The sequence below is a fragment of the Streptomyces sp. NBRC 110028 genome (assembly GCF_001417735.1).
Lineage (GTDB): Bacteria > Actinomycetota > Actinomycetes > Streptomycetales > Streptomycetaceae > Streptomyces.
This window is the reverse complement of record NZ_BBUZ01000023.1, coordinates 622801-637600: the sequence shown is the minus strand read 5'-3', so window position 1 is coordinate 637600 and position 14800 is coordinate 622801. Positions and strand designations below refer to the sequence as shown.

The window sequence follows — 14800 nt, the reverse complement described above, 5'->3', positions numbered from 1 at the left end:
GGTATGCGTGGCAAAGAGACGGTGCGGGACATGGTCCTGTCGCTGACGGTGATTGGTGTCGTCGCGGCGGCCATCTACGTCTTCGGCATTCCGCACGACGACGGTGGCAAGGGCAAGGGCGTCAAGACGGTCGACTACCGGGTGGAGGTGGACACCGCCCGGCGCGCGGCGCCGTACCCGGTCGCCGCCCCGGAGAAGGGCAGCCTGCCCAAGGGGTGGCGCGCGACCTCCGTGACGTACCGGCCCGGTACCACCGAGGACAAGGGCGCGGCCTGGCACCTGGGCTTCCTGGACCAGGACCAGGAGTACATCGCGATCGAGCAGAGCGACGGCAGGCCGGTCCCCTTCATCGAGGACGTCACCCAGCAGGCGCGGGAGACCAAGGCCAAGCAGAAGATCGGCGGCCATGAGTGGGTCCGCTACGAGGGCGACAAGTACGACGCCCTGGTGCGCCGCGAACCGGGCGTGACCACGGTCGTCACCGGCACCGCGTCGTACGGGCAGCTCGCGAAGATGGCCGCCGCGCTCAAGGCGGAGAAGGCGGAGAAGGCGGAGAAGCCCGCAAAGGGCTGACCGGACAGCACCGCGCCCCTTCGGCCGGGTTCGCCGAAGGGGCGCGGTGCGGGTCGCGCATCACCTCAGACGGTGGTGACGACCTGCTCGTAGTCCAGGCGCGGGAGGCGCGCCTTCCAGGCGTCCTCGCCCGGCTTGCCGATGTTGACCACCATCAGCGGGGTGTGGTCGTCGTCCAGGAACTCCTTCTGCACCCCGGCCGGGTCGAAACCGGTCATCGGCCCGGCCGCCAGACCGGCGGCGCGGACGCCCACGATGAAGTAACCGGCCTGCAGCGAGGCGTTGAGGGCCGCGGCCTGCTCACGGTTGCCGCGCTCGCCGAAGAAGATGTCCTTGATCTGCGGGGCGTGCGGGAAGAGCGTGGGCAGCTCCTCGTGGAACTCGTTGTCCGCGGCGAGGATCGCGACCAGCGGCGCGGACGCCGTCTTGGGCTGGTTGCCCTCCGCCATGTGCGGAACCAGACGCTCCCGCGCCTCGGCGGAGCGGACCAGGACGATGCGCAGCGGCGACTGGTTGAAGGCCGTGGGCGCGTACTTCACCAGGTCGTAGATGGCCTGCACCTGCTCCTCGGAGACCGGCTCGTCGGTGAAGGTGTTGGCGGTGTGCGCCTCACGGAAAAGCAGGTCCTGGGCGGCCGGTTCGAGTGCGAGCGTCATGGTAAACCTCCTGGTCACGGTGGTGATATCGCTGTGCGCTGCCTCCACTGTACGAGATTTAGGTTAATCTTCAACTAAAGCCGGGGCAGGGTGCTCCGAATCACAGCCGAAAGCCCCGCCGACCAGCCTGCCCGGACCTCCGCCCCGGCCCCGGGAGACGCCCCGCCGGCACCCGGGGGCGCTTGTGGAGCGGGCCACGGAGGCGGAGACGCCCCGCCCCAACCCGCCCGGCTCAGCCCCGGCCCCCGGCTGAGGACCGTCCGAGCTTCGCGGCGCGGGCTCTGCCCCACTCCCAGCCCCTCCGGTGCCCGGGGCCCGGTTTCAGGGGCGGAGATGCCTCCCCTCCCGGCCCCTTCCGGCGTCCGGGACGCGGGTCCGGGGGCCGGAGATGCCCCACTCCCAGTCTTCCCGGCGTTCGGGGCCCGGTTCCGGGGGCGGAAATGCCTCACCCTCAGTCTTCCCGGCGTTCGGGGCCCGGTTTCAGGGGCGGAAGTGCCTCCCCCCTGGCCCCTTCCGGCGTCCGGAAATGCGGCTCCGGAGGCGGAGACGCCCGCCCTCAGCCCTTCCGGCGTCCGGGACGCGGGTCCGGGGGCGGGGATGCCTCACCCCCAGCCCCTCCGGCGTTTGAGGAGCGGGGTCCGGGGGCGGAGCCCCGGCGGGGGTGTGGGGGCGGAGCCCCCACCAGGGGGGCCGGGGGCCGTGCCCCCGGTTCGGGAAGGGGCGGGGTGGGGAAAGATCAGCCTTCCCCGCCACCCTCGCCATCCCCCGAGCGCGCCAACGCCGCGTCCAGCCGCGCCCGCGCACCCTCCAGCCAGCGGCGGCACACCGTGGCCAGCTCCTCGCCCCGCTCCCACAGGGCCAGCGACTCCTCCAGGCTGGTGCCGCCCGCCTCGAGCCGCCGCACGACCTCGACCAGCTCGTCCCGCGCCTGCTCGTAGCCGAGCGTCGTCTCCGCCGCCCCGGTCTTCTCGCCGATCCCGGCGTCCTCGCCGACCCCGGCCGTCCCGTCCGTCTTCGCCATGCCCCTCACCCTATTCAGCCGGTCCGACAGCGGCCCGCACCGTGAACTCGCCCTCGGCGACCCGCGCCCGCAGCTCCTCGTCCGCCGACACCTCGGCCGCCGCCCGCACCACCGACCCGTCGGCGTGCTGCAGCACCGCATAGCCGCGCCGCAGCGTCGCGGCGGGGGAGAGGGCCACCACCCGGGCCTGGGTGTGTGCCAGCTCCGAGTCCGCCCGGTCGAGCAGGTGCCCCAGACAGCGGCGGGCCCGGTCGAGCACCGACGCGATCTGCTCCTCGCGCTCCTCCACCATCCGTCGCGGCTGCCGCAGGCACGGCCGGGCGAGCGCGGCCTCCAGCCCGCGCTCCTCGCGGTCCAGCAGCCCGTTCACACTGCGCAGCGCGCGCTCGCGCAGATGCTGGATGCGCACCAGCTCCTCGCCCACGTCCGGCACGGTCTTCTTCGCCGCGTCGGTGGGCGTGGAGGCGCGCAGATCGGCGACCAGGTCGAGCAGCGGCGAATCCGGCTCGTGGCCGATGGCGGACACCACCGGAGTGACGCACGCCGCGACCGTCCGCACCAGCTGCTCGTCCGAGAACGGCAGCAGGTCCTCCACGCTGCCGCCGCCGCGCGCGACCACGATCACGTCCACCTCGGGCAGCGCGTCCAGCTCCTTGACCGCCTCGATCACCTGCGGCACCGCATGGGTGCCCTGCACCGCGACGTTGCGCACCTCGAAGCGGACGGCGGGCCAGCGCAGCCGGGCGTTCTCCAGGACGTCGCGCTCGGCGGCCGAGGCGCGGCCGCAGACCAGCCCTATCAGCTGCGGAAGGAACGGCAGCGGCTTCTTGCGCTCGGCGGCGAACAGCCCCTCCGCCGCCAGGGCCTTCTTCAACTGCTCCAGCCGCGCCAGCAGTTCCCCGACGCCCACCGGCCGGATCTCGGCGGCCCGCAGGGACAGCTGCCCGCGTGGCGCGTACCACTCGGGCTTGGCGTGCACGACGACCCGGGCGCCCTCCGAGACCGTGTCCGCGATCTTGTCGAAGACGGCGCGGAAGCAGGTGACGGTCAGCGAGATGTCGTAGCTGGGGTCGCGCAGCGTCAGGAAGACCACCCCGGCGCCCGGCCGCCGGGACAGCTGGGTGATCTGCCCCTCGACCCACACCGCCCCGAGGCGGTCGATCCACCCCCCGATCAGCCGGGACACCTCGCCGACCGGGATCGGCGCTTCCGCGGACGTGTTGACAGCCATGCCCGCGAGCGTATCGGCCACCGCCGACAGAGCCCGTCGTCATCGCCCCTACGATGGGGACATGACTGCAACCTCCGCCCGCCGGGTCCTGCTCGCTGCCCCGCGTGGCTACTGCGCGGGCGTCGACCGTGCCGTGATCGCCGTCGAAAAGGCCCTGGAGCAGTACGGCGCGCCGATTTACGTGCGCAAGGAGATCGTCCACAACAAGTACGTCGTCCAGACCCTGGAGAAGAAGGGCGCGATCTTCGTCGACGAGACGGAGGAGGTGCCCGAGGGCTCCATCGTGATCTTCTCGGCGCACGGCGTCGCCCCGGTCGTCCACGAGGAGGCCGCGCAGCGCCAGCTGGCCACCATCGACGCGACCTGCCCGCTGGTCACCAAGGTCCACAAGGAGGCCGTCCGGTTCGCCAAGGAGGACTACGACATTCTCCTGATCGGTCACGAGGGCCATGAGGAGGTCATCGGCACCAGCGGTGAGGCGCCGGACCACATCACCCTGGTCGACGGCCCGGACGATGTGAAGAACGTCGAGGTCCGCGACGAGTCCAAGGTCGTCTGGCTGTCCCAGACCACCCTCTCGGTCGACGAGACGATGGAGACCGTGGACGCGCTCAAGGAGCGCTTCCCGCAGCTCATCAGCCCGCCCAGCGACGACATCTGCTACGCCACCCAGAACCGCCAGACCGCGATCAAGCAGGTCGCCGCCGAATCCGACCTCGTCATCGTCGTCGGCTCGAAGAACTCCTCCAACTCGGTGCGGCTGGTCGAGGTCGCGCTCGGCGCCGGCGCCAAGGACGGCCATCTGGTCGACTACGCCAGCGAGATCGACGAGGCCTGGCTGGAGGGCGTGAGCACGGTCGGCGTGACCTCGGGCGCCTCCGTACCGGACGTGCTGGTCGAGGGCGTCCTGGACTGGCTGGCCGAGCGCGGCTACGGGGACGTGGAGGTCGTACAGCCCATGCAGGAGAGCCTGACTTTCTCGCTGCCCAAGGAGCTGCGCCGGGACCTGCGGTCCGAGGTCGCCGCGACCACCGCCGCCGCGACCACCGTCGGCACGACGGCCGCCGGGACGGACGGCGCGGAGCGGTGACCCACGGAAACGGCGACGGCCCCGCCGTGCGCGTGTTCGGCGTGGACATCGGCGGGTCCGGGATCAAAGGCGCGCCGGTGGACCTGGACCGCGGTGACCTGGCCGAGGAGCGCCACAAGGTGCTCACCCCCCATCCGGCCACGCCCGAGGCGGTCGTGGCCGGGGTGCTGGAGGTCGCCGGGCACTTCGGCTGGACCGGGCGCCCGGTCGGGGTGACCTTCCCGGGCGTGGTGACGGACGGGGTGACCCGGACCGCCGCCAACGTCGACAAGAGCTGGATCGGCACCGATCTGGCCGGTGTGCTCGGCGAGCGGCTGGGCGCACCGGTCACCGTGCTCAACGACGCGGACGCGGCCGGGGTCGCCGAGATGACCTTCGGCGCGGGCCGCGGCCGTCACGGCACCGTGATCGTGCTCACTCTCGGCACCGGCATCGGCAGCGCGGTCTTCACCGGCGGGCGGCTGGTGCCCAACACCGAGCTGGGCCATCTGGAACTGGACGGCCACGAGGCGGAGAAGCGCGCCTCCACCAAGGTCCGCGAGGATCACGACCTGAGCTGGCCGCACTGGGCGCACCGGGTGCGGAAGTACCTGGCGCACCTGGAGATGCTGTTCTCGCCGGAGCTGTTCGTGATCGGCGGCGGGGTGAGCCGCAAGGCGCACAAGTTCCTGCCGCTGATCGAGGACATCAGGGCCGAGATCGTCCCGGCGCAGCTGCAGAACAACGCGGGGATCGTGGGTGCCGCGATGGCCGCGGCTGCCGCTGCTGACGGCGCCGCCGCTGCCGCCCCATGAGGGCGATCCGGCGGACGAGGACGATCACGGCGGTCAGCAGCGTCCCGCCGTAGAGCCAGCCCGCGTTCAGCGACAGCGCGGTGAAGACGCCCAGCGCCTGACCCGCGAACCCGTCGCTGCCGTCGTTGATCGGCAGCAGCCCGGCCGTGAAGGCGATCGGCACGCCGATCGCCCCCGGGAACAGGTCGGCGGGCCGCACCCACATCCCGCAGCCCGTGCACGCCAGTAAGAAGAACACTCCGTAGGCGGTGTGCGACCCGGACAGCAGCAGCGCGTCCAGACAGCCGAAGGCGAGCATCGCGAGCGCGGTCAGCACCCCCGCGCCCAGGGCGGTGAGCCGGGCGCTGGGCAGGGTGACCGGCCGGTCGCGCAGCGCGGCGGCCGCGCCCAGCAGCCCGCCTCGTCCGGCGGCCCTTCGCGCGGCGCCCCGTTCGCCGCCACGTGCCGCCGGGCGGGCGCCGCGCGCCGCGCCGCCCGCGCTCTGGCCGCCGCTCCTGCCCCGGCCCGGGTACGTGTCGTCCGCCGCCGGGCGGGGCGAGGGGGCGGCCGCCCGGCGAGGCGTACGTGTCCTGTAGTACTCCACCAGACCAACGTAGGCGGGCGGAGGGCTGGAATCCGGACTGGGACACGCCCTTCGCGGGACCTTGGCAGTCTGTTCGACTGATTGTCAGTCCGGGAGGGTGACGGTCCGCCCGGACGGGTGACCGGAGGCGGCCCCGTAGACTGGTGGACCGGCCCCCGTGGGGGCCGGTCCTGTCCTCGCATTCGATCCCGCTCCGGGAAGCTACGGGAAGTCGCCAACGTGTCGCTCACGATCGGAATCGTCGGTCTGCCGAATGTCGGCAAGTCGACCCTTTTCAACGCCCTGACCAAGAACGACGTGCTGGCGGCCAACTACCCGTTCGCCACCATCGAGCCCAACGTCGGCGTCGTGGGTGTCCCCGACTCCCGCCTCGACAAGCTCGCCGAGCTGTTCGGCTCGGCCCGCAAGCTGCCCGCCACCGTCGACTTCGTCGACATCGCCGGGATCGTCAAGGGCGCGTCGGAGGGCGAGGGACTGGGCAACAAGTTCCTGGCGAACATCCGCGAGTCCGACGCCATCTGCCAGGTCATCCGCGCCTTCAAGGACGAGAACGTCGTCCACGTCGACGGCAAGATCTCGCCCAAGAGCGACATCGAGACGATCAACACCGAGCTGATCCTCGCCGACCTCCAGACCATCGAGAAGGTGTTGCCCCGCCTGGTCAAGGAGTCCCGGATCCAGAAGGACAAGCAGGCCCAGGTCAAGGCCGTCGAAGAGGCCAAGGCCATCCTCGACGAGGGCCGCACCCTCTTCTCCGCCGGCATCGTCCAGGGCAGCGAGCGCGCCGCCCTCCTCCACGACCTGCACCTGCTCACCACCAAGCCGTTCCTCTACGTCTTCAACGTCGACGAGGACGAGCTGACCGACGAGTCCTTCAAGGCCGAGCAGCGCTCCCTCGTCGCCCCCGCCGAGGCGATCTTCCTCAACGCCAAGCTCGAAGCCGACCTCGCCGAACTCGACGACGAGGAAGCCCTCGAACTCCTCCAGTCCGTGGGCCAGACCGAGCCCGGCCTCGCCACTCTCGCCCACGTCGGCTTCAACACCCTCGGCCTCCAGACCTACCTCACGGCAGGCCCCAAGGAGTCCCGCGCCTGGACCATCAAGAAGGGCGCCACGGCCCCCGAGGCGGCCGGTGTCATCCACACCGACTTCCAGAAGGGCTTCATCAAGGCCGAGGTCATCTCCTTCGACGACCTGGTCGAGACGGGCTCCGTCGCCGAGGCCCGCGCGGCCGGCAAGGCGCGCATGGAGGGCAAGGACTACGTGATGCGCGACGGCGACGTGGTGGAGTTCCGCTTCAATGTGTAGCGGGTGACGCACCACCACATCGCTGATCTCGCACATGCGCAGGTTGGGAAGAGACGAGAAACTGACCTTGAATCCGCAGGTCAAGGGGATCATCGCAGCTGGCGCCGGCATGAACGTGAAGTACCAGGAGACGGCCCGGGGCGGGCTCGCGGTGAACATCATCGAGTGCTGAGGGGCTGGGGCTCCTACCCGGGTCCACACATCCCGGATGCGATGACGACCGCCCGTGTGGCCGGGTCTCGGCTGCACGGGCGGTCGTCTGCCGGAGGGCGCGGGGCCGTCTCAGAGGTGCTGTTCGGTGGCCCGGGTGCGGTGGTACTCGTCCTGGCGCTCGTCGGTGATGTACGCCGGGACCGGGAAGTCCCACCAGCCGGGCACCCAGGGGCCCGCGGCGTCGCGGTCCGTGGGAACCTCGATCACGGCGGGCGCCCCGGACTGGACCGCCTTGCGCAGGGTCGGCTCCAGGGACGCGGCGTCGTCGACCTTCCATGACTCGATGCCGAAGGCCCGGCCCATGGCCGCGAAGTCGGGGCTGTACGGCGAGCCGTCGGGGTGGGAGAACTCGGTGCCGATGTGGCGCGAGGTCTGCTTGCGCTGGCCACCGCGGATCGACATGTAGCCCGCGTTGTTCTGGACGACGAAGATCACCGGTGCGCCGGCAGTGACGCTCAGGGCGATCTCCTGGGAGGTCATGAGGAAGTCGCCGTCGCCGAGGACACACACGACCGGGCTGTCCGGTCGGGCGAGTTTGGCGCCGATGGCCGCCGGGATGGCCCAGCCCATGGAGGAGAAGCCGCCGGAGGTGAGGTGGGTGCGCGGCGAGTAGACGGGGAAGGTCTGCTTGACCGCCCCCTGGGTGTTGCCCGACCCGGCGACGATGATCGCGTCGCGCGGGAGCACGGAGCGCAGGGCGCCGAGCGGGCGCTGCGAGGTGAACGGGAAGCGGTCGCTGTCACGGCGGCCGGCGAGCTTCTCCTCCCAGTCCTGCTTGAGGCTTGCGAGTTCGGCGAGGTACTCGGAGCGGTCTACGCCCTTGCCGGGGAGGGAGTCGACGATGGCTGCCACGGCTCGCTGCGCGTCCGCGACGATGCCCACTTCGGCGGGGTAGTTCTTGCCGATCTCGTGCGGGTCGATGTCGATGTGGATGAGCTTCGCGGGCGGGATGGAGAAGCTGATGCCCTTGGCGTAGCTGGAGGCGGACCAGTCGGTGAAGCGGCAGCCGACGGAGATGACGACATCGGCGGAGCTGGCGATCGCGTTGCCGGTCATCGTGCCGGTCTGGCCGACACTGCCGGCGAACAACTCGTGGTCCTCGGGGAAGGCGCTCTTGCCGTTCCAGGTGGTGACGACCGGGATCCGCCACCGCTCGGCGAGCGCGAGAACCTGGTCGGACGCCTCGGACGTGATCGCACCGCCGCCGACCACGATGACCGGCCGGGTGGCCGCGCGCAGCACGTCGACCGCACGCTCCACGGCTTCCGGGTCGGGGTGCTGGCGGCCGACCGGGATGCGCCGCTCCAGGTCGTGAAGCTGTACGTCCGCCGCCTCGGCCTGTACGTCCATGGGGACTTCGAGGTGCACCGGGCCCGGGCGGCCGGTCAGCATGGAGTTGAAACAACGGTGCAGGACGAAGGGCAGCTCCTCGACCCGGGTGACGACCCAGTGCCGTTTGCTGACGGCCTCGGCCACCTTGGGGAAGTCGTTCGCCGTGTAGCGGTCGAGTTCCTGCAGCAGTCCGTGGCCGCGCATGTGGGTCGGCGGGCCGCCCGTGACGACGAGGACACTGGTGGAGTCCGTGAACGCGGTGCCCATGCCGATGACGGTGTTGCTCGCGCCGGCGCCGATGGAGGTCACCGCGGCCTGCGGGCGGCCGGTGGCGCGGTAGTAGCCGTCGGCGAGGTGGACGGCGCTCTGCTCGTGGAAGGTCTGGATGAAGGGGATCCTGGACTCGTCGTCCAGGAAGGCGTCGGTCAGTGACCAGATGCCGTGGCCGGGGATACCGGCGACGACGTCGACCCCGTAGTTGCGCAGGGTCCGCGCGACGATCTGGCCTCCGGTGAGGACAGGCATGGTGTGTTCCCAATCAGCTCGGATCGGACGGTGGGATCAGGCGTTCCGACGGGCGGCCCAGGCGAAGCCCTGGGTGCACAGGCGGGTGACGTCCGGGTTCTGGAGGTCGTCGAGGTCGTGTCCGACCGCGCTGTAGAAGACGCGGCCCTCGCCCCAGGTGCGGGTCCATGCCTGAGGGATCGTCTTTCCCTCCAGCCACGGCAGGTGTTCGCCGGTGAAGGTGGACTCGGCCAGGACGTGGTTGTTGGGGTCGACGGACATGTAGTACTGCTCCGACGCGACCCGGAAGTCCTTCACCCCGGCGGTGATCGGGTGGCCGGTGTCCGTGACGGTGACCTCGTAGGGGTACTTCACGCCTTCGCCCGCGGGGTGTTCGAGGAAGCTGCCGCCGAGCAGCCAGTGGTACTTGAGGCTGGTGCGGAATGCGGCGGCCGCGCCGTGCCAGGCGGCGATCCCGGTGCCGCTCTCCACCGCCCCCAGCAGGTTCGACTCCTGAGCGGTGGTGAGCCCTTCGGACAGCAGGGCGTTGTTCCAGTTGAGCGCGATGAGGTCGTAGCCGGTGAGGTCGGCGTCGAGCGAGAAGATGTCGTTGGTCTCGTCGACGTCGAATCCGAGGGTCTTGAAGATCGGGAGGGCCCACTCCTCGGCCACCTGGTAGGGCTTGTGCCCCGGCCAGCCTCCGTACAGATACAGGACGCGTGTCATGACAGGTTCCCTCCGGGCGTGCTCCCAAGGGCCGCGGCGCGGCTGCGCAGGCGCTCGGCCACCTCCATGGCGTCGCCTTCCGGCGCGGTCGACTTGCGGTCCGGCTTCATGGTCAGCAGATACACCAGACCCACGGCCGAGACGACGAGGAAACCGACGAGTGCGATCCACTGGTCCACGAACGAGGTTCCCGAGCCGCCGGTGGGCAGAGCGAGAAGAACCATCCCGAGCACGCCGTAGACCAGGGCCGCCACGTTGACCACGAAGCCCCAGCGGCCGAGGCTCCAGGCTCCGGCGGGACGCCAGCCCTTCAGACGCATCCGCAGCGCGGCCAGTACGACCATCATGAACGCCGCGTATCCGGCCAGCACCTGGAACGACACGATCTTGGTGAGGGAGTCGGGCGAGAAGTAGACGAACACGTAGATCAGCACCGGCACGACGTTCACGGCCAGCAACGCGTTCATGGGGACGCGCTGCTTGTGGGAGATCTTCGAGAAGACGCGGGATCCCGGGAACATGTCGTCGCGGGCGAAGGAGAAGACGATCCGGCTCGCGGCGGCCTGCTGGCTCATCACACCCGCGATGAAGGACGTGATGGTGACCGCGAGCACCGCCTTCGTGCCCACGCTGCCGAGCGAGCTCTGCAGGATCGAGGGGATCGGGTTGGTGTCCTTGCCCGAGAGGATCGAAGCGAGGTCCGGAGCCGCGAGGGCGTAACCGACGAACGCGAGGAGCGCGGCCACTCCACCGACGGCCACGGTCAGCTGCATGGCCCGCGGGATGCTGCGGGAGGGATTGGGGACCTCCTCCGCGATCTCGCCGCATGCCTCGAAGCCGTAGAAGAGGAAGAGCCCGACGAGCGAGGCGGCGATGAAGGCTATGAGGTAGTTGTCGTGGTTGGAGCTGCTGGTCTGGAAGAAGATCGAGACGGAGTTGTGCCGTTCGAAGATCAGCAGGTAGAGGCCCACGAGAACGATGCCGATCAGCTCCGCGGCGAGTCCGATCTTCGAGATCAGAGCCAGTGTCCTGGTGCCGAAGCAGTTGCAGATCAGGCAGATGACGGTCATGCCGATCGCGATGCACAGGCGCTGGGTGGGGGTGGAGCTGATGCCGGGCGCGTCGGCGGTTCCGGCGAAGAGGCTGGCCAGGAAGTCCGAGCTGAAGAGTGCGGTGCTGGTGATGCCGATGGTGATGGTACAGATGTAGATCCAGGCGTTGAACCAGGCATATCGCCCGTTCCACAGGCGTCTGACCCACTGGTAGAGCCCGCCCGCGAGCGGGAACTGCGAGACGACCTCGCCGAAGACCAGCGCGACCAGGAACTGCCCGACCCCTACGATGCCGATCCAGAAGACGGACGGTCCGCCGGCCGTCGCCAGACCGACCGCGAAGAGGGACACGACACCCACGAGGGGTGAGAGGTACACGAAGCCCAGGGCGAAGTTCCCCCACAGGCTGACCTTGCGGTCGAACTTCTGCTCATAGCCCAGTACGGCGAGCAGTTCCGCGTCCTCGGCCGATGAAACAGGGCTCGCGGCCCCGCCCGAGGGGCCTACGGGGGTGGATGTGGGCGCCGTGTGCGCCTCGTTTCTTGTAGCTGACATGACGATCTCCGTGGGTCGAGGGGGACGTGCTCCTTGCCGAACGGCTGCCGTGCCGCGTGTGCGGTCCGGCATAAGTCGCGATCCGTCATCGCGGTTCAGCTCTGCTCGAAGGTGTGGTCGGTCCAGTCCAGCCGGGCCGATCCGTACCGCGCGGCGCGGACGTCCGCGGAGCGCGCGTGTCCCTCGAAGTTCTCGGTGCGTGAGGCCCTGCCGCAGATCTCGCCGAGCCGGGCGCTGGACCCCGCGTCCCTGATCTCCTGGTAGGTCACGGTCTTCAGGTACTTGCCGACCCAGAGACCGCCGGTGTACCGGGCCGCTCCCAGGGTGGGCAGCACGTGGTTGGTGCCGATGACCTTGTCGCCGTACGCGACGCAGGTCTTGTCCCCGAGGAACAGGGCACCGTAGTTGCGCATCCGGTGCAGCGCCTCGCGGGGCTCGGCGGTGAGGATCTGGACGTGCTCGCTGGCGTACTCGTCGGCGAGTGCGTAGGCGGCGTCCAGGGTGGGGACCACGATCACCTCGCCGTGGTCGCGCCAGGCCGGCCCGGCGACTCCTCCGGTGGGGAGGTCCGGCAGCAGTTCGTCCACCCAGGCGATGGTCCGCCTGCCCACCTCCTCCGACGTGGTGATGAGGACCGTCGGGGAGTCGGGGCCGTGCTCGGCCTGGGACAGCAGGTCCGTCGCCACCACGAACGGGTCCGCGGTGTCGTCCGCGACGATCACCACCTCCGTCGGTCCGGCGAAGAGGTCGATGCCGACCTCGCCGAAGAGCTGGCGCTTGGCCTCCGCCACGTAGGCGTTGCCGGGGCCGGCGAACATGTCGACCGCGTCGATCGTCTCGGTGCCCAGTGCCAGGGCGGCCACGGCCTGGACACCGCCCATGACGTAGATCTCGTCGGCGCCGGCCAGGTGCATCGCGGCGACGCTGACGGGCGGCGGCGCGCCCCGGTCCGGCGGGGTGGTCGCGGCGACCCGTTCGACACCGGCGACCTTCGCGGTCAGGACGGTCATGTGGGCCGACGCGGTGAGGGGGTAGCGGCCGCCGGGCACATAGGCGCCGGCCGCGCCGACGGGGATGTTGCGCTGCCCCAGGAACACGCCGGGCAGCGTCTCCACCTCGAAGTCGGTGAGGGAGTCCCGCTGCGCCTGGGCGAAGCCGCGGATCTGCTTCTGGGCGAACCGCAGGTCGTCGAGGACCGTCTCGGGGACGGAGGAGACGATGGAAGCGATCCGGTCGGGGCCGAGCCGGTAGGACTCCGGGCTCCAGTCGTCGAACTTCTGCGACCAGCGGCGCAGGGCGGCGTCGCCGTGCGCCCGTACGTCGGCGATCACGTCCGCGACGGTCTCGACGATTTCCGGACGGCTGGTCCGCGACGCCTTCACGGCGACAGAAGCCTTGATGGTCTGGTGTTGGGCTGACACTCTGCACTCCTTGCACGGGGTCGTGCCTGCGGGCTTGACCTGAAGTCTGGGGAAACGGTGGGTGTGACGACAGGCACAACATGTGCAATATTGGCCGCGGATCCTGCACACACCGAGGTCGTGGCTCATGGCTGAATTCCTGACGGTTCGCACCGCGCTGGAGCTTGAGGTGTTCACGCGCACCACGGTGCGGGTGTATGCGGGGGAGGAGAATCTGGACCGTCCCGTGCGCTGGGTGCACACCGGTGAGATCCCGGACATCCACCGCTTTCTCACAGGTCAGGAGATGCTGCTGACGGCCGGCCTCGGCATGGGCGCGACGGAGCTCGAACAGCGTGCGTTCATCCGACGGCTCGCGGACGCCCACGCGGCCGTCCTCGTCATCGAACTGGCCGGGCGCATGTTCGCCACCATGCCGGAGGCGGTGATCGATGAGGCGGAGGCGGTCGGCCTGCCCCTGGTGGGGCTCGCCGACGAGATCCCCTTCGTCGAGACGTCGGCCCAGGTCCACGAGGTGCTGGTCGGGACGCGCGTCAAGCAGCTGATCGCCGAGGAGGCCACCAGCCAGGCGTTCATGGATCTGCTCCTGGCGGACGAGGACTACGTCGGCGTGGTCAGGGAGCTGGCCCGTCGCACCGGGCACCCCGTGGTGCTGGAGGACGTCGCCCATCAGATGCTGGCGTACGGCGGCGCGTCCCCGGAGGGCGACCGGGTCGTGGACGAGTGGAGTGCGCACTCCCGGGCGATCCACGAACGCCACCCCTCGCTCCTGGCGCAGGGCCCCGGGGTTCCGACCGCCTCGGCGGCGTCGTTTCGTGAGGTCGCGCCGTGCGCTCGCCAGCCCGTGGTGCTCCGCGGCGAGTCGTGGGGGTGGCTCCACCTTCTGCACGGGCGAAGGCAGCCGAGCCCGCCCGAACTGCGCACGCTGGAGCGGGCCGCCGCGGCCGTGGCGATCTCGCTGCTCAGCGAGCGGGAGGGCGGCGCCCGCGCCTCCCAGCGCCAGACGGCGCTGCTCAACCGGCTGCTGCTCGGCGACATCACAGGAGAGCGGTTCGTCACCCTCGGCCTGGCGCTCGGCCAGGACCTGCGCGGCCGGGACCTGATCGTCGTCACGGCATGGGCGGGGGACGAGGAGCCCACCAAGGACCACCTCCTCGCCCGCCTTCTGCAGGAGGCCGGCTGGCCCGCCGTCGTGGGCGACACCGGGGACTTCGACATGGCGGTCGTGGGCCTGCCCGCCGCCGCTGACGCCGGCCATGTGCGGACCCTGCTGGCCGACCACGGGGTACGCGGTGGTCTCAGCCGCATCGTGGAGCCGGCGGCGCTTCCGCTGGCCCTGCGGCAAAGCCGCAGCGCGGCGTCCGTCGCCGCGGCGGCCTCGACCGCGGAAGTGCGACATTTCGACGACCTGGGAGCTCTGCGCCTCCTCGTCGCCCTCTCCGAAGGTCCCGAGCTCAGGCGTTACGTCGAGGACGAACTCGGTCCGCTCCTGGAGCACGACGCACTGGTGAAGAACCCTCTGCTGCCCACCCTCCGCATGTTCCTCGACAGCGGCGGCAACAAGGCACGGGCGGCGGAGGAACTCTTCATCCAGCGACGCACCCTCTACCACCGCCTCGACAAGCTCTCCGAGATCCTCGGCCTCGACCTCACGCAGGTAAGCAACCAGCAGCGGCTGCAACTGGCCGTGCGCGGACACGACTTGCTGCGCAAGCCGACGCTGCGGCGGACCTGACCTGCG

At 70.4% G+C, this 14800-nt stretch carries 14 protein-coding genes; 6 read left to right on the top strand and 8 right to left on the bottom strand.

Annotated features, from left to right (window positions below; translation table 11 throughout):
• Positions 1-3 precede the first annotated feature (3 nt).
• Complete coding sequence (locus ASC60_RS07920; RefSeq protein WP_079038247.1) at positions 4-573, top strand: DUF4245 domain-containing protein; 570 nt, start codon at positions 4-6, stop codon at positions 571-573.
• Between the two features lie 65 nt (positions 574-638).
• On the opposite strand, the gene ASC60_RS07915 is transcribed toward ASC60_RS07920, so the two are convergent.
• The 3 genes from ASC60_RS07915 to xseA form a co-directional block, all read right to left on the bottom strand.
• The gene (locus ASC60_RS07915; protein WP_055548182.1) at positions 639-1229 is read right to left on the bottom strand and encodes a malonic semialdehyde reductase; all 591 of its coding nucleotides are present in this window, start codon (positions 1227-1229) and stop codon (positions 639-641) included.
• Between the two features lie 736 nt (positions 1230-1965).
• Positions 1966-2250 (bottom strand): exodeoxyribonuclease VII small subunit, encoded by a 285-nt coding sequence (locus ASC60_RS07910; protein ID WP_055548180.1) that lies wholly within the window; start codon positions 2248-2250, stop codon positions 1966-1968.
• 10 nt (positions 2251-2260) lie between these two features.
• Entirely contained in the window at positions 2261-3481 is a 1221-nt protein-coding gene (xseA, locus tag ASC60_RS07905) for an exodeoxyribonuclease VII large subunit (protein ID WP_107097024.1), read from the bottom strand.
• A 61-nt stretch (positions 3482-3542) separates the two neighbouring features.
• On the opposite strand from xseA, the gene ASC60_RS07900 reads away from it, so the two are divergent.
• Together ASC60_RS07900 and ppgK are read left to right on the top strand one after the other, a co-directional pair.
• The gene (locus tag ASC60_RS07900; RefSeq protein ID WP_055548175.1) at positions 3543-4571 is read left to right on the top strand and encodes a 4-hydroxy-3-methylbut-2-enyl diphosphate reductase; all 1029 of its coding nucleotides are present in this window, start codon (positions 3543-3545) and stop codon (positions 4569-4571) included.
• Between the two features lie 26 nt (positions 4572-4597).
• Complete coding sequence (gene ppgK / locus ASC60_RS07895) at positions 4598-5365, top strand: polyphosphate--glucose phosphotransferase (protein WP_055548771.1); 768 nt, start codon at positions 4598-4600, stop codon at positions 5363-5365.
• On the opposite strand, the gene ASC60_RS07890 is transcribed toward ppgK, so the two are convergent.
• The gene (locus tag ASC60_RS07890; protein ID WP_055548173.1) at positions 5259-5948 is read right to left on the bottom strand and encodes a DUF6542 domain-containing protein; all 690 of its coding nucleotides are present in this window, start codon (positions 5946-5948) and stop codon (positions 5259-5261) included. The genes ppgK and ASC60_RS07890 overlap by 107 nt on opposite strands.
• A gap of 219 nt (positions 5949-6167) precedes the next feature.
• On the opposite strand from ASC60_RS07890, the gene ychF reads away from it, so the two are divergent.
• Both ychF and ASC60_RS42100 read left to right on the top strand, forming a co-directional pair.
• On the top strand, positions 6168-7256 hold the full coding sequence (gene ychF, locus ASC60_RS07885) for a redox-regulated ATPase YchF (protein ID WP_055548171.1): 1089 nt from the start codon (positions 6168-6170) through the stop codon (positions 7254-7256).
• Positions 7257-7290: 34 nt separating this feature from the next.
• Positions 7291-7428, top strand: a complete 138-nt coding sequence (locus tag ASC60_RS42100) for a hypothetical protein (RefSeq protein WP_199830887.1) — start codon at positions 7291-7293, stop codon at positions 7426-7428.
• A gap of 110 nt (positions 7429-7538) precedes the next feature.
• Here the strand turns inward: ASC60_RS42100 and ASC60_RS07880 are convergent, their stop codons facing one another.
• The 4 genes from ASC60_RS07880 to hisD form a co-directional block, all read right to left on the bottom strand.
• Positions 7539-9326 (bottom strand): thiamine pyrophosphate-binding protein, encoded by a 1788-nt coding sequence (locus ASC60_RS07880; protein ID WP_055548169.1) that lies wholly within the window; start codon positions 9324-9326, stop codon positions 7539-7541.
• Positions 9327-9362: 36 nt separating this feature from the next.
• Positions 9363-10031 (bottom strand): ThuA domain-containing protein, encoded by a 669-nt coding sequence (locus tag ASC60_RS07875; RefSeq protein ID WP_055548168.1) that lies wholly within the window; start codon positions 10029-10031, stop codon positions 9363-9365.
• On the bottom strand, positions 10028-11638 hold the full coding sequence (locus ASC60_RS07870; protein ID WP_107097008.1) for an APC family permease: 1611 nt from the start codon (positions 11636-11638) through the stop codon (positions 10028-10030). Before ASC60_RS07870 ends, ASC60_RS07875 begins: the two co-directional genes overlap by 4 nt.
• A gap of 95 nt (positions 11639-11733) precedes the next feature.
• A complete protein-coding gene (hisD, locus tag ASC60_RS07865) occupies positions 11734-13059 on the bottom strand; it encodes a histidinol dehydrogenase (RefSeq protein ID WP_055548167.1) in 1326 nt (441 codons plus the stop codon).
• A 127-nt stretch (positions 13060-13186) separates the two neighbouring features.
• On the opposite strand from hisD, the gene ASC60_RS07860 reads away from it, so the two are divergent.
• Positions 13187-14794 carry a PucR family transcriptional regulator gene (locus tag ASC60_RS07860; RefSeq protein WP_055548166.1) on the top strand — a complete coding sequence of 536 codons (1608 nt, stop codon included), beginning with the start codon at positions 13187-13189 and terminating at the stop codon, positions 14792-14794.
• Positions 14795-14800: the final 6 nt, after the last annotated feature.

Excerpts from the sequence above, each read along its gene's own strand:
- ASC60_RS07880 (WP_055548169.1), bottom strand. The coding sequence starts at position 9,326 with ATGCCTGTCCTCACCGGAGGCCAGATCGTCGCGCGGACCCTGCGCAAC.
- ASC60_RS07915 (WP_055548182.1), bottom strand. The coding sequence starts at position 1,229 with ATGACGCTCGCACTCGAACCGGCCGCCCAGGACCTGCTTTTCCGTGAG.
- ASC60_RS07870 (WP_107097008.1), bottom strand. The coding sequence starts at position 11,638 with ATGTCAGCTACAAGAAACGAGGCGCACACGGCGCCCACATCCACCCCC.
- ASC60_RS07875 (WP_055548168.1), bottom strand. The coding sequence starts at position 10,031 with ATGACACGCGTCCTGTATCTGTACGGAGGCTGGCCGGGGCACAAGCCC.
- ASC60_RS07910 (WP_055548180.1), bottom strand. The coding sequence starts at position 2,250 with ATGGCGAAGACGGACGGGACGGCCGGGGTCGGCGAGGACGCCGGGATC.
- ASC60_RS07900 (WP_055548175.1), top strand. The coding sequence starts at position 3,543 with ATGACTGCAACCTCCGCCCGCCGGGTCCTGCTCGCTGCCCCGCGTGGC.
- ASC60_RS07920 (WP_079038247.1), top strand. The coding sequence starts at position 4 with ATGCGTGGCAAAGAGACGGTGCGGGACATGGTCCTGTCGCTGACGGTG.
- xseA (WP_107097024.1), bottom strand. The coding sequence starts at position 3,481 with ATGGCTGTCAACACGTCCGCGGAAGCGCCGATCCCGGTCGGCGAGGTG.
- ASC60_RS07860 (WP_055548166.1), top strand. The coding sequence starts at position 13,187 with ATGGCTGAATTCCTGACGGTTCGCACCGCGCTGGAGCTTGAGGTGTTC.
- ASC60_RS42100 (WP_199830887.1), top strand. The coding sequence starts at position 7,291 with ATGCGCAGGTTGGGAAGAGACGAGAAACTGACCTTGAATCCGCAGGTC.